The sequence below is a fragment of the Micromonospora sp. C95 genome, from assembly GCF_018070465.1.
GTDB lineage: Bacteria > Actinomycetota > Actinomycetes > Mycobacteriales > Micromonosporaceae > Micromonospora.
In genome coordinates, this window is record NZ_JAGPXT010000019.1 from 106,822 (window position 1) to 119,731 (window position 12,910).

14 protein-coding genes, 1 tRNA gene and 2 pseudogenes are annotated in these 12,910 nt (G+C 70.8%); 6 read left to right on the top strand and 11 right to left on the bottom strand.

Translation table 11 applies throughout. From position 1 onward, the window contains the following. Positions 1-29 precede the first annotated feature (29 nt). Positions 30-2,015 carry a tetratricopeptide repeat protein gene (locus KBX00_RS20745; protein WP_210829443.1) on the bottom strand — a complete coding sequence of 662 codons (1,986 nt, stop codon included), beginning with the start codon at positions 2,013-2,015 and terminating at the stop codon, positions 30-32. Between the two features lie 68 nt (positions 2,016-2,083). Further along, complete coding sequence (locus tag KBX00_RS20750; RefSeq protein WP_210829445.1) at positions 2,084-2,545, bottom strand: MarR family winged helix-turn-helix transcriptional regulator; 462 nt, start codon at positions 2,543-2,545, stop codon at positions 2,084-2,086. A 48-nt stretch (positions 2,546-2,593) separates the two neighbouring features. On the opposite strand from KBX00_RS20750, the gene KBX00_RS20755 reads away from it, so the two are divergent. Further along, the gene (locus KBX00_RS20755; protein ID WP_210829447.1) at positions 2,594-3,115 is read left to right on the top strand and encodes a VOC family protein; all 522 of its coding nucleotides are present in this window, start codon (positions 2,594-2,596) and stop codon (positions 3,113-3,115) included. Between the two features lie 49 nt (positions 3,116-3,164). Further along, positions 3,165-4,019 (top strand): hypothetical protein, encoded by an 855-nt coding sequence (locus tag KBX00_RS20760; protein ID WP_210829449.1) that lies wholly within the window; start codon positions 3,165-3,167, stop codon positions 4,017-4,019. A gap of 108 nt (positions 4,020-4,127) precedes the next feature. Here the strand turns inward: KBX00_RS20760 and KBX00_RS20765 are convergent, their stop codons facing one another. The 4 genes from KBX00_RS20765 to KBX00_RS20780 form a co-directional block, all read right to left on the bottom strand. Continuing rightward, positions 4,128-4,301, bottom strand: coding sequence for a DUF4236 domain-containing protein (locus KBX00_RS20765; RefSeq protein WP_093402924.1), 174 nt, complete (start codon positions 4,299-4,301; stop codon positions 4,128-4,130). An 88-nt stretch (positions 4,302-4,389) separates the two neighbouring features. Continuing rightward, positions 4,390-4,902 carry a GNAT family N-acetyltransferase gene (locus KBX00_RS20770; protein ID WP_210829451.1) on the bottom strand — a complete coding sequence of 171 codons (513 nt, stop codon included), beginning with the start codon at positions 4,900-4,902 and terminating at the stop codon, positions 4,390-4,392. Then, positions 4,902-5,357, bottom strand: a complete 456-nt coding sequence (locus tag KBX00_RS20775; RefSeq protein WP_210829453.1) for an Rrf2 family transcriptional regulator — start codon at positions 5,355-5,357, stop codon at positions 4,902-4,904. Before KBX00_RS20775 ends, KBX00_RS20770 begins: the two co-directional genes overlap by 1 nt. An 84-nt stretch (positions 5,358-5,441) precedes the next feature. Continuing rightward, positions 5,442-6,341, bottom strand: a complete 900-nt coding sequence (locus KBX00_RS20780) for an AraC family transcriptional regulator (protein ID WP_210829455.1) — start codon at positions 6,339-6,341, stop codon at positions 5,442-5,444. Between the two features lie 213 nt (positions 6,342-6,554). Between KBX00_RS20780 and KBX00_RS20785 the strand changes: the two genes are divergently transcribed. Continuing rightward, a complete protein-coding gene (locus KBX00_RS20785) occupies positions 6,555-7,331 on the top strand; it encodes a glucose 1-dehydrogenase (RefSeq protein WP_210829457.1) in 777 nt (258 codons plus the stop codon). A 186-nt stretch (positions 7,332-7,517) separates the two neighbouring features. On the opposite strand, the gene KBX00_RS20790 is transcribed toward KBX00_RS20785, so the two are convergent. After that, positions 7,518-7,949 (bottom strand): SsgA family sporulation/cell division regulator, encoded by a 432-nt coding sequence (locus KBX00_RS20790; protein ID WP_007457244.1) that lies wholly within the window; start codon positions 7,947-7,949, stop codon positions 7,518-7,520. Between the two features lie 275 nt (positions 7,950-8,224). Here KBX00_RS20790 and KBX00_RS20795 point away from each other — a divergent pair, with 275 nt between their 5' ends. Together KBX00_RS20795 and KBX00_RS20800 are read left to right on the top strand one after the other, a co-directional pair. Further along, positions 8,225-8,923, top strand: a complete 699-nt coding sequence (locus KBX00_RS20795) for a TIGR02611 family protein (RefSeq protein WP_210829459.1) — start codon at positions 8,225-8,227, stop codon at positions 8,921-8,923. A gap of 50 nt (positions 8,924-8,973) precedes the next feature. After that, positions 8,974-9,045: transfer RNA gene (locus KBX00_RS20800), tRNA-Val, on the top strand. A 126-nt stretch (positions 9,046-9,171) separates the two neighbouring features. On the opposite strand, the gene KBX00_RS20805 is transcribed toward KBX00_RS20800, so the two are convergent. Beyond that, the gene (locus tag KBX00_RS20805; protein WP_210829460.1) at positions 9,172-9,375 is read right to left on the bottom strand and encodes a hypothetical protein; all 204 of its coding nucleotides are present in this window, start codon (positions 9,373-9,375) and stop codon (positions 9,172-9,174) included. Positions 9,376-10,013: 638 nt separating this feature from the next. Further along, on the bottom strand, positions 10,014-10,706 hold the full coding sequence (locus tag KBX00_RS20810) for a DUF4279 domain-containing protein (protein ID WP_210829463.1): 693 nt from the start codon (positions 10,704-10,706) through the stop codon (positions 10,014-10,016). Positions 10,707-10,895: 189 nt separating this feature from the next. Between KBX00_RS20810 and KBX00_RS20815 the strand changes: the two are divergent. Continuing rightward, positions 10,896-11,323, top strand: a pseudogene (locus KBX00_RS20815) (NADAR family protein). Between the two features lie 86 nt (positions 11,324-11,409). Here the strand turns inward: KBX00_RS20815 and KBX00_RS20820 are convergent. Then, complete coding sequence (locus KBX00_RS20820) at positions 11,410-12,657, bottom strand: MFS transporter (protein WP_210829465.1); 1,248 nt, start codon at positions 12,655-12,657, stop codon at positions 11,410-11,412. Further along, positions 12,657-12,910: pseudogene (locus KBX00_RS20825) on the bottom strand (flavoprotein); the annotation flags it as partial. The pseudogene KBX00_RS20825 and the gene KBX00_RS20820, both read right to left, overlap by 1 nt.

The window sequence follows — 12,910 nt, forward strand, 5'->3', positions numbered from 1 at the left end:
GAACTGCCAAAGATAGCGCGCCCCGCGGGTCAGCGACGCTCGGTGCAGACCGCGTCGGAGCGGGCGACGGTGTCGGTGGACCAGGCCACCGCGACCGTGAAGCAGTAGTCGAGACTGCGGTTGAGTCCGTAGACCACGAAACTGTCGCTGCCGGCGGGCAGGTCCGCGAAGGGATTCTGCGGCTGACCGTCGCGACCGCCGGAGACGATCACCGGCCCCTCCGCCCCGGCCGGGTACGTCCACCGCAACGTCACACTGTCCCGGTTGTCGCGCAGCGACAGGCCGGTCGGTGCGGTACCCGGCGAGGCGGGGGAAGCCCCGCTGTCGGTGGCGGTGACGGCCGGAGACGCCGCGCCGCTCGGGCCACCGCTGGCCGCCGGCGGCCCCGGATCTCCGCCGTCGACCCGGGACACCCCGGCGATGACCGCCGCGGCGCCGAGCAGCACCACGGCCACGCCGGCCGCGACGATCAGCACCAGCCGATTCGGGCGGGCCGCCGGTTCCGGCGCGGCGGCACGGCGTACCGGAACCGGCAGCAGCCGCGACGGCGGCCCGGGGCGTTCCGGCTCGACCCGGCGCAGCCGGTACACCCCGGGGGCCTGTGGCGTGCCGGTCAGCCCGACCACGTTCGGCGGTACGGCGCCGCCGGCCGGTGGCACCTCCGGATAGGGGTTCGGGTCGGGCTGCTCGGCGGCGGGGCCGACCCACCAGTCCTCGGGCGGCCCGGCCGGGCCGTCGACCGGCTGCCGGGGCGTGGGCACCGCAGAGGCGGCACCGGACGCCGCGGAATCCGCCGTCGGGTACCCGTTGCTCGGGTGGTAACCCTCCGCCGGATGGTCCTCCCCGGTGGCGTGGTGCGCCGACCGCCACCGCTGATCGTCCTCCGGACTGTCCGCCCACGATGGTGGGGATGCCTCGTGGTCCGGCATCGTCGTCCATCCCGACGGCGATCCGGTGGCGGGTGCCGGCTCGTCCGAGCCCCAGGGCGTCGGCTCGTCCGCCCAGGGCGGCGTGGCGGTGGTCCAGGTCGGGTCGTCCGGCGCTTCTTCCTCCGATGCCGTGGCCCAGGCGGGCGGCCAGGTGTCGGGCGGCGGTGCCGCGGATCCGGACTCGTGGTCGGGCCAGGTGGCCGGCGAGTCCGCCGCGCCTGTTCCGACCGGTGTGGTGCCCGCTTCGGTGGGTGCGGGTGCCGCCGAGGTGGGGGCGTCGTCGTCGGGCCGGCGCGGATGCGGCCAGCTCGACGTGGGCTGGGTGGGCTCGGTCGGCGGGGTACGGGCGGACGGCACGACCGGCTCCTCGGCGCTGACCGGCGGGTTGTCGGCGCAGACGTGGTCCGGATTGGCCGCCGCCCGGGCCAGCGTGACCACCTGGGCGGCCAGCGGGTCGTCCGCAGCGAGGTGCTGGCGGGCCAGTTCGCGGGCCAGGGCCAAGTTGTCCTGCGCCTCGGCGAACTGGCCGCAGTCGCGCTGCATCGAGCCGAGCCGGGCCAGCATCTTGATCCCGCTCGGGTGCCCGTCGCCGTAGACCTCGCGGTGCAACTCCCAGGCGTCCTGGAGCCGGTCGCGGGCGACCTGGCACTGGCCCCGGGCGTACTCCACGGTGGCCAGATCGGCGTGCGCGGCGAGCACCCGCAGCGACTCCGGTCCGTCCGACGCGGTCAGCTCGATGATCACTTCCTGGTACAGCCGCGCCGCCCGGGACCAGCTACCCACCCGGTGCAGCACCGCTGCCAGGGTGGCCGCGGCGGCCACCGTACGCGGGTCGGAGCGGCCGTAGAGCCGGGAGCTGGCGGCGTACGCGTAGGCGGCCCAGCCCCGTGCCGAGTGCGGCTCGCCGAGCGCGACAAGCACGCGCGCGTGCAGGCTGGCCGCCTCGGCCAACTCGGAGGTGGCGTTGGCCGGGCGCGGGTCGGCGCCGGTCAGCGCGTCGGCGAGCAGCCGTTGGGCGCCGGCGAGATCGCCGGCGGAGACCAGGTCGTGCGCCTGATCAGTCAGTTCACCGAAGCCGGAGGGCACGCCCCATCGTGCTCATTCAGCGACGTTTAGTACAAGACCCGCGCCGGAGTGGTTCGGTCAGTATCCGGTCACGCTGACCTCAGGCGTTCGGCCAGCACCTCGCTGATCCGGCGTAGCTGCTCCACCTGGGTGCGGTCCAGGGGGTCGAACAGGTGCCGGCGTACCCCCTCGACGTGGCCGGGCGCGGCGGCGGCCAGCTTCGCGAAACCGTCCTCGGTCAGTTGGGCGACCTGGCCGCGCCGGTCGGTGGGGCAGTCCTCGCGACGCACCCAGCCGGCCGCCTCCAGGCGGGCCACCGCGTGCGACAGCCGACTGCGCGAGGAGCCGCTGGAGTCGGCCAGCTCGCTCATCCGCAGGCGGCGTTCGGGTGCCTCGGAGAGTCGTACCAGGATCTCGTAGTAGGCGTGCGGCATCCCGGCGTCGCGTTGCAACTCGCGGTCGAGCGTGTCCATCAGCGCCCGGGAGGCGGTCAGGAACGCCCGCCAGGTGCGCTGTTCGTCCGGGTCCAGCCAGCGGGTCATGACGAGCATCATAGCGCCTTAGTTGAACGCTCAACTAAAGCGGGCTAGTCTTGGCGCATGGGAATCCATCGCCTCAACCACGCCGTCCTCTACGTCAGCGACCTCGACCGCAGCGTCGCCTTCTACCGCGACGTGCTGGGCTTCCGCCGGGTACCGATGACCCCGGAGGGCTTCCGGGGTGCGGCCTTCCTCCAGGCGCCGGGCTCCACCAACGACCACGACCTCGGCCTGTTCGAGATCGGCGCGGGCGCCGGTCGGTCGACCGCCGGCCGGGCCACTGTCGGCCTCTACCACCTGGCCTGGGAGGTGGACACCCTCGACGAGCTGGCCACCACCGCTCGGCGGCTGACCGAGGCGGGCGCGCTGGTCGGCACCTCCGACCACGGCACCACGAAGAGTCTCTACGGTCAGGACCCGGACGGGCTGGAGTTCGAGGTGGTCTGGCTGGTGCCCGCCGACCAGCTCGACGAGGCCACCCTCGCCGCCCGGACCAGGATCGGTCGCCTCAACCTGAGCGCCGAGATCAAGCGTTACGGCGGGGACACCCGCGGCGGCGTCGGCATCTCCGTGCCGGTGTGACCCGCCGTCCAGGCCGACCGGCGGGAGCGGTTGCGGTAGAAACGGCAGCATGCCGACCGACGTCGTAGGGCACGCACCGTTCCTCCGCCACCTGGACAGGTGGGTGCCGGCCGCGCTGCGCCGCGCCCGCCGGGCCACCGTCGCCCTCGGGTACGACGGCAGCGACCCGCACCTGGCCGAGCAGACCGTACGCCTGGCCGGCGAGCACGCCGCGCGGCTGCGCGGCTGCCGGCTCACCGTCCTCGTGCTCGCCGAGGGCACCGAGGAACTACCGAGCAGGATCGGTGCCGCCGAGGCCGAACTGCCGGCCGAGGTCGCCGTACACCTGATGCCCGGCCCGCCGGCCCGGCTGCCGGTGGCCCTGCGGGCGGCCGGTGCCGCGGGCGCGCCGGTGCTGTCCTACCTGGAGGCGGACGACCCGGTGGCGCTGACCGCCGCCGCGACCGGTCGGTCCGCCGAGGCGTTCGTGGTCGCGGGGGCGGCCACCGCACTGCGCGCGGGACTGATCGACGCCGGATTCGCGCTGGCCACCGAGGTCGAGCTGGTCGACGCCGACCGGCGGCTCGGCTTCGGCACCGGATCGGACCGCAGCCTGGAGGAGCTGAAGGAGACTCTGTGGGCGAGCGGGTTGCGGTTCCGTGACCCGGACGGCGAGCCACTGTCGTCGGCCTCCCCGGTGGATACCACACCCCTGGGCCGTGCCCTGCTGGGCGAGCTGACCCGGCACGGCCCCCGGACGGTCACCGAGCTGCGTCGGTACGCCGTCACTGCCACTGCCTACCGGGCGGCGGACGCGGTACGGGCCCTGAACGAGCTGCTCGACACCGGCCAGGTGACCCGGACCCCGCCGGACGGCCGGCTCGGCGGCGACGTGCTCGTCACACCCGTGCGGTCAGCCGCTTGACCACAAGCGAGAAGCCGGCGACCCGCCCGGGTCAGCGGAGACGGTTGGTGCGGCCAGAGACAGTGTCGGGGCGCCGGGGGTGCCGGCGCCCCGCAGAACGTCGGCGTTTCAGGACTTGTCCTGCTTCCAGTGCAGCGGCCCCGGCAGGTCGACGCGGTGTGCCTTGGCCCGCGAGTTCCAGGACCACCGACCGAGCTTGATGCTCCAGGACGAGAAGCCGTTCTGCGTGAAGTGCAGGATCAGCGGCCCGAACTTCTTGCGCTTACGCAACATCACACCCATTGTGGGGCTCCCTTCGAGACTTCCCGTACGGGCTCGAAGATTCCCGTTGCGTCGATTCGTCAAACCAGGCCGGATCCGCAGTGGAGAATCAGTCGAGCGGCCGGTCGACGAACAACACCCGGGTGGTGCTGCCGTTGGGCTCGGCGACATCGCGCTCGTGACCGAAACCGAGCCGCGACAGCAGGGCCAGTGACGCGTTGTTCTGCTCGTCCACGGTGGCATGGATCCGGGACAGTCCGAGGCAGTCGAAACCGTAGCGGAGCAGCTCTCGGACGAGCTCCGTGCCCAGACCGTCGCCCCACGTCGACTTCGCCAGGGCGTACACGATCTCGTGGCCGGACACCTCGTCGGTGCGTTTGATCTCGGCGTGTCCGACGAACCGACCGGCGCTGTGGACCGCCCACACGTCGAACAGGTCATTGGCGTAGACCTTGCTGAACACCCGCTCGAACAGCGCCTCGGCCGCGGCCGGGGCGAGTGGCCCGTCACCCATGAACCGTCCGACGTCGACGTCGGTGAACAGCGCGACGAAGTCGTCCCGGTCCGTCGGCCGGTACGGCTCCAGCAGCAGTCGCGCGGTGCGCAGGGTGGGGGTGGGCATCAGCGGGGTTCCCAGGCGTCCGGCAGGGTGGTGAGGCGACGGACGTGCGGAGGCAGCCGACCGTTCACCAGGTCGGCGAGGCTCACCTCGTCGACCACCCGGCGCAGGGCGGCGCGGACCGCGACCCAGAACTCGGGCAGGTGCGCGGCCACCCCGTCGTACCGGGTCTCCTCCGGACGCCGGCCGCGTACGCCGGCCAGCGGCCCCTCCGCCGCCCGCAACACAGCGCCCACGGTCACCTCGCCTGGCGGTCGGGCCAGCGTGTAACCGCCCTCCGCGCCACGCTGGGCCCGCACGATGCCGGCCCGACGTAGGTCGGCGAGGACCGCTTCCAGGAACTTACGGGGCATGTCCTGCTCCGCCGAGATGGCCTGGGTGGACAACAGCGACGGGTAGGTGGCCGCGAGACTCAGTGTCGCCCGTACCGCGTAGTCGCCACGCGCGGAGATCTGCACCCCGTCATCATGCCCAATGGGTGGCCGCCGGTCCCGTGCCGAGGCCGCCGGATCGCCCGGTGGTGCGTCACGTGCGCCGTGTTGTCATGCCCGATGGGCGTCGATGCGCGCGTCGGCGGGTGGGCGGGGGCGCACCACAGGTGCCGGCGCGGGCCGGTCGCGGGCGGCCCGGAACGCGCCCGGGCTCATGCCGACCTCGCGGGCGAAGAACCGGCCGAAGTTCGTCGCCTCGGTGAAACCGAGCTGCCGGCCGATCCGGGCGATCGGCTCGTCGGTGGCCGCCAGCAACCGGCTGGCCTGGAGCGCGACCCGCTCGTCCACCACCTGCTTGGCGCTGCGCCCGGTGATTGCCAGGCAGGCCCGGGTGAGGGTACGCACCGAGCAGCCCAGCCGGTCGGCGTAGTCCTCGACCCGCCGGGTGTCCTGGTATCCCCGCTCCACCTCGCGGCACAGTCGTCGGAAGGTCTCGTCCTCCGGTCGCGACGGCTGCCCGGAGCCGAACGGCAGCATGCTCAGCCGCAGCAGCAGCACGCTCAGTTGATGACGCAGCAGGCTGCGGGCGGCCCGGGTGTCCCGGTGCCGGCTGGCGTCGACGGTCAGCTGGCTGACCTCGTTGATGATCGCGTCCTCGTCCTCGCCGGCCAACTGGACCCAGCCGGGCACGTCGTCGGCGTTCACGTCGAACCCGTCGAGCGCCTCCGGATGCCAGCGGACCACCGTGGCGTCCAGCTGGGGCAGGGCGCACCGCAGCACCTGGCCGGGACGGATCCGCAGCAGCGTGCCGGGCCGACAGGGCAGGGCCCGGAAATCCACCTCGGCGAGCCCGTGACCACCCGTGGTCAGCACGATCAACTCGCGGTCCAGCAGCACCGGCCGTCGCCACCCGGCGTCGGGTGTCAGATCACCGAGGGTGATCGTATCGATCTCGGCCGGACTGGTGACAGCGTCGGGCGGCGCCGTGGCGAGGTGACCGGAAGCGACCATTACCTGCGACGTTAGCCCGTGCCCGGCCCGTACGCATCCCTCGCCACCCGGTACCGCGGTCGTGGCTTCGGTGAGCGGGCGGGGTTGTTCCTGGAGCGGCCCGACGGTTAGGTTACTGATCGGTAGTGACCTGGTCGTCGTGGCGACCCGAGCGGTTCGTGACGGCGGCACCGACACCGGCTGCCCCCAGGCCGGTCACCGCAAGGGGATGGCATGAAGGATCTGTTCTCCGTCGACGGCAAGACCGTCCTGGTCACCGGCGGCTCCCGGGGCATCGGCCTGATGATCGCCCGGGGTTTCGTCGCCGCCGGGGCGCACGTCATCATCTCCTCCCGTAAGGCCGACGTCTGCGAGGCCGTGGCCAAGGAGTTGGCCGCGTACGGCCGCTGCGAGGCGATCCCCGCCGACCTGGGCCGCGACGAGGGTGCGCAGCAGCTCGCCACCGCCGTCCAGGACCGGGTCGACAAGCTGGACGTCCTGGTCAACAATGCCGGCGCCACCTGGGGCGCGCCGTTGGAGAGCTACCCGGAGAGCGCCTTCGACAAGCTGTGGGCGGTGAACGTCAAGGCGGTCTTCCGGTTGACCACCGCGCTGCTTCCGGCCCTGCGCGCGGCCGCCGGCCCGGACGACCCGGCGCGTGTCATCAACATCGGCTCCATCGACGGCATCCGGGTGCCGATGATGGAGGTGTACGCGTACTCGGCCACCAAGGCGGCGGTGCACATGCTGACCCGCAGCCTGGCCCATCAGTTGGCCGGTGAGCAGATCACCGTCAACGCGATCGCCCCCGGGCCGTTCGAGAGCAAGATGATGGCGTTCGCGCTCGACGACCCCGGTTCCCGCTCGGCCATCGAGGCCCAGATCCCTCTCGGCCGCATCGGCCGCCCCGAGGACATGGCCGGCACCGCCATCTACCTCGCGTCCCGAGCCGGCGCCTACCTCACCGGCGCGGTAATCCCCGTAGACGGCGGCCTAACCACCCACGGCTGACCCCGCCTCCCGCCCAGCCTGCGGCGATCTTGCAGTTCTGGTCGGTGCATATGCCACAAGAGCCGCATAGCGACGACCGAAAGTGCAAGATCGCGGAGGAGGGTGTGGTGCGCGCGGGGGAGGGAGGGGGAGATGGGCGAGGGCCGCGCGGATTCGGCAGATTCGCGCGGCCCCCGGTTCGGTCTGTCAGCGACCGGCGAGTAGCCGGTTCACTGCGGTGTCGACGTCCAGGTGCTCGGCCTCCCGGCCACGCGGGACGACGACGTAGGTCCGCCGCAGGAAACGCACCAGCACGCTGCGCGGCACCTCGAACAGGGCGTTGCCGTCCGGCGACGACAGCGCCAGCGCGACGAAGTCGCCGCGCGGGGTGGCCCAGGGCCAGACCCGTACGTCCCCGATGCCCGCCGGCTCGTCCAGCCCGGTGACCAGCAGTTCGCGGGCGAAGGACCAACTCACCGCCTCGCCGCCAGCCGACTCCGCATGGAACAGGACATGGACCGCATACGGGTCCGCAGGGTCGTAGCGCAGACTGGCGCGCACCGGCAAGGCGGTGGCGTCAGGTGCGACGAGCCTTAGCGACGTCTCGACCTCTACGGTCGTCGGTCGGATGACACTCATGAACGTTCTCCCCCCGGCACCGCTGCGGAACGCGCGTGTCCCGCTTTTCCCATACTCAGCCGCTACTCCTGGCTACGCTCCGCCATGCGCTGACTTCACCCAGTGGTGGGAAGGGGGTCGGAAGGGCCTCGTGAATGTGAAAATTCATGTAGGATTTCCGGTTCTGCCCAGTGGGTTCATCCTGCCCGGCATCGGGTTTGTTGAGTCGTCGACTTACTCCGGTAACGTCCAGTCGGCGGTTGCAGTGACGGGCCCACGCCACACTGGGGCCGGAAATGGTCGCGGACGTGATCCTCAGTGGATGCGGCGACCGGGGGAGACCGTCGAACGTCGCGGTCCGCACAGCCGAACAGCGGGGGTACGGGGTGCCGAAGAAGCGGAGGAACCGGCACGGTCGGTCAGTGATCGATCACGGCCGGCGGGGCGGGCGGCGTGCCGCGGCTGTCCAGGTGCGTAACGGACGTGGCTACCCGGGGGGAAGTCGGGATAGATCCACCGGGAAGGGGCATCGTGGGGAGATGACCGGAGGCGGGCAGCGCGAGAGGGGTGGTGTCGCCGTGTCCGAGCGGCGCGACCCGCCGCCGTGGCGGCAGCGGATAACCACCACCCTCGCCCTGATCCGGGCCAACCCCACCGGCCGGATCGCACTGAAGATCATCTTTGGGGTGCTCGGTGCGCTCGTGGTCACCATCGGCATCGCACTCATTCCGCTGCCCGGCCCCGGTTGGCTGCTGGTGATCGCCGGCCTCGGCATCTGGGCCGTGGAGTTCCACTGGGCCAAACGCCTACTCGCCTTCACCCGCCGCCATGTCTACGGCTGGACGGCCTGGGTGAAGAAACAATCACTGCCCGTACGCCTGGTGATCGGCTCGGTCGGCCTGGTCTTCGTCGGCGCCGTCGCGCTGATGTCGATCAAGTACAGCCTCGGCATCGACGTGATCGCCCAGGTGCTGCACTACCTCGCGACCCACTGACCCCGGGTTCGCGGTCCGCGCGCCGGATCGGGTAGAGTCATCCGCGCTGAGGGCGATTAGCTCAGCGGGAGAGCGCTTCGTTCACACCGAAGAGGTCACTGGTTCGATCCCAGTATCGCCCACGCAGCTCAGGCCACTTCCCGGGATTCGGGAGGTGGCCTTTCTGCTGCCCGTACAGCAGCCGGTCATTGCGTCAGGGATTCGCTGAGGCGTTTGAGTGCGTCCCTGGTCGCGCGATCCTCGACGAACTAGAGATGGTCGCAGTATGGGGAGCACCGGCGGCCGATAGCGTGGCCCAGGTCCCGCAGGAGGGTACCGAGCCGCTCGGCCTCCTCGGCGGCGGGCGGAGTGACGGCTACGCCAGCCGCGATGTGCTCTCCGGCCTGGTGCAATGCCACGTACAGGTCTTCGGCGGTCGCGCGGTCGAGCTGCAGAACGATGTCATCCCGCATGCGCGGATCCTAATCGCACGTCGTACGGCATCGGTTGGCCCAAGGTCGGGTGCGCGGATTTGGCACCGCCCGACCGCGCGACTGCGGAGGCGGGAGCGGTCAGCACAGCGGTAATCGGTACAGCACTTCGACGTACCTGATCTCGTCGAGGACCGCGTCGAGGATGAGGTGGCCTGGCCAAGGCGCGTCGAGGCAGATATTGCGGTGGCCATCGCCATAGGCGCCAGCCGGCGTCGGCGCGGTGTAGAAGCTCTGGCAGAAGTCGTCCCCGCAACCGCACGTCTGCATCACTCGCAGCCGCCCAACCTGCTCCGCCAGCGGTTCCGGCCCTGAGCGCTGCGCCGAGTTCGGCGGTGAAGACCGGCCACGTCGTAGAGAGCAACGGTGCGTACGCAGGATGGTTCTCCACGAGGAGGCAAGCTACCTGTGCGATGCCCCGAGAACACGCTCATTTGCCGTCGATGGACCACACCTGAGGTTCGAGTGTCCGCCACTGCGCGTGATAGCTATCTGGATCGCGCGACTCGTTCCAGCTTGGGTTGATTCCCTCGCTGCCCCCTTGATGAACGTGTGGGAGTCCGAGCTAGCCTCGCAGCCCTGCTATGGGAGGTCTGCGAGTTCGACCTCAGGCGCGGTGATCACGGCGAGCCTGTCCGGCTGTCGTCCGGGCATGCCCTGGAAGGCATAGCAGGCGACTTCACTGGCGGCACGTTCTTCCTCTGTGGTGAACGCCGTTCGATCCGTCCGGTCTTGTATGCCAGCTCCGAGGGGCAGGCTGGCCTTATCGGCCATAGCCTTGCCAACGCCCTGGAGGTCAGGATCGGGCTGCCGTCCTGGTGGGACTGGAGAGCGGGTGTCGTCACCAGGACGTCGCCGGCCCCGTCTTGTCCGGAGTGCATCTCGATCACGACGTTGACGCCCGCCTGGAGCGCCAGCATCTGCCGGGCGCGCGCGAGCCCTTCGGCGTGAGGCTCGATGACATCGAGCAACTCCGTGAGAAGGAGTTCAGTGTCGTACTCATCCCGCTGCGGCACGTCGACGTACCAGCCGCTCGACCTGTGAATGCGCTGGCCCATGGCTTCGCTGCGCCGGTGGACCCGCGTGGGTTCCAGCCCGACCAGCCGCGTGATGTGTGCCGGATCGAAGTCCAACCCATCAGCATCCCCCGCCGGAGCCACCTTCAGGTAGGCGCGTTGAACGCACCTGATCACTGCAGGTCCGGCTGCACACCGGTCTTCGTCGCTGTCCACGATTCGAAGATCGTAGGACTTCTGGCATGCCTCGAAGATCTGGGCGTTGCTCATTCCGGCAGCGCCGATCAGGACATCCACTCATGCGGCCAGGCGCGCGCCATGCGTCATACAAACCGCAACAGCCGGGGCGAACCGACCAGCTGCTCGCACTCCCGCCTCAGGCGAAATCGCTGGCGCCTTGCGGTCCTGGTCGAGCACACTCTTGATCATGCTGGGTTCCTGGCGTAGCGTCCTGATCTACTCGCCGCGCAGGCGCGCGGAGAACGGATCAAGTTCCTGTACTTCTGGGGGCACCAGCCGGAGCGCGACGGCAGCGTCGGCGCTGGATGCTTGAGCCAGTGGTGGCCGGCGCCGTTCACAGTAGACGGCCTTGTCTTCGCCACCGCCGAGCACTACATGATGTGGCGCAAGGCCATCCTGTTCGGCGACGACGCGATCGCCGAGCGGATCCTCACCGCCCCGCACCCGCACGCGGCCAAGGCGCTCGGCGGCCGGGTAGCCAACTTCGATCAGCAAACGTGGGACGCGCACCGCTTCGACATCGTGGTGGTCGGCAACCTGGCCAAGTTCGGCCAGCACGCCGACCTGAACGTGTTCCTGCGCGGTACAGGACAACGGGTCCTTCGAGGCGAGCCCGGTGGACCGGATCTGGGCTGACTCGCGATGACCCTGCTGCCTCCGATCCGAATCGGTAGCAGGGCCTCAACCTGCTCGGCTTTGCACTTATGCAAGTCCGTGAGGTCCTCTAGCAGGTTTGTGCGGGTGGCGCGTGTTCAGCTGGTCAGCGGCTCCGGGGGTACTGCTTCGGGGGCGTTGGGCGGGTCAGCATGCCGGTGGCGGCGAGGACGCAGCAGCTGGCCACGGCGCTGAGCAGGAGGGTGTATCCGCCGCCGATGTGCAGTACGGCGGCGGCGCCGAGAGGCGCGGTGGCCTTGGCGGCGGTGACGGGGGCGGCGAGTCGTCCGGCGATGGTGGCGTAGGCGGCGGTGCCGTAGCGGTCGGTGAGCAGAGCTGGGGCGGCGAGGCTGGCGATGCCGAAGCCGAGCCCGAATCCGGTGACGGTGACGATTGCTCCGACGCGGGTTCCGGCGGCGAGGGGCATGGCGAGGACGGCGACCGCCTGGATGACGAACACCGTGGCGACGATGGTGGTGACCGGGAGCCGGCGTCGGGCGCCGGTGAGGACGAGTCGTCCGGTGACGGATAGGACGCCGAGCAGGCCGGCGGTGGTGGCGGCGAAGGTGGCGGGGTGGCCTCGGCTGGTCAGGTAGCCGACCAGGTGGACGCCGATGGTGCTGGTCGCCGCGCCGTGAGCGATGAGGGCGGCGGCGAGGATCCAGAGGCGGGGGTCACGCGTCGCGGCCCGCGCGGCGACGCGGCGAAGCGTGTGGTCCGGCCGCGCCGTGGAGCTGGGCGTCCGGATGTGGGGCGGTTCGCGGATGGTGAGGGCGTGCAGGGGGACGGTCACGACACCGTGGATGGCGGCGAGCGCGAGTAGCGCGCCGCGCCATCCGAGGTGGGCGACGAGCAGGCCGGTGAGGGGCATGAAGATGGTGCTGGCGAACCCGGCGACGATGGTGACCGCGAGCAGAGCGGTGGGGCGTCGGTCGGGGGTGAACCAGGAGACGATGACGGCGAAGGCGGGTTCGTAGAGGATCATCGCGCCGGTGATCCCGATGCCGATCATGACGCCGTAGAGCTGCCCGATGGTCTGGACCTGGGACCAGGCGACCAGCAGAGTCGTGGCGGCGATCGAGCCTGCGGTCATGAGGGCGCGTCCGCCGTGCCGGTCGAGCCATCTGCCGATCGGGATGGTCACCAGCGCGCCGGCGAGAACACTTGCGGTCAGTGCGCCGGTGACGGCGGTGGTCGAGCCCTTGAGGCTTGCCGCCATCGGGTTGAGCAGGACCGCATAGGCGTAGTAGAGGGTGCCGTAGCCGACGGTCGAGGTGATGGCGAGGGCGGCGACAATGCGCCACCCGTGGCGCCCGCCCATCGTCAGGTCGGCGGGCGCCATCGTGGTGGTCATCAGCTGCCGCAGCAGCCGCCGGTCCGGTCGCTGGCCGGCGTGTCGGTGCTGACCAGGTTCAGTGGTGTGGCGAGTAGGCCGCCGTTGATGCCGGTGGTGAGGCCCTTGCCGGTCGGTTGGGTGGTCGGGCCGCCGCGGTTGTCGGCGGTGGCTGAGTCGGTGGGGTTGCTGTTGCAGACGCCGGTTTCGGGTAGTTCGAGTTGTACGTCGTGGGCGGCCTGCCAGTCGCCGGCGAGGGCGGCGACGACGGATC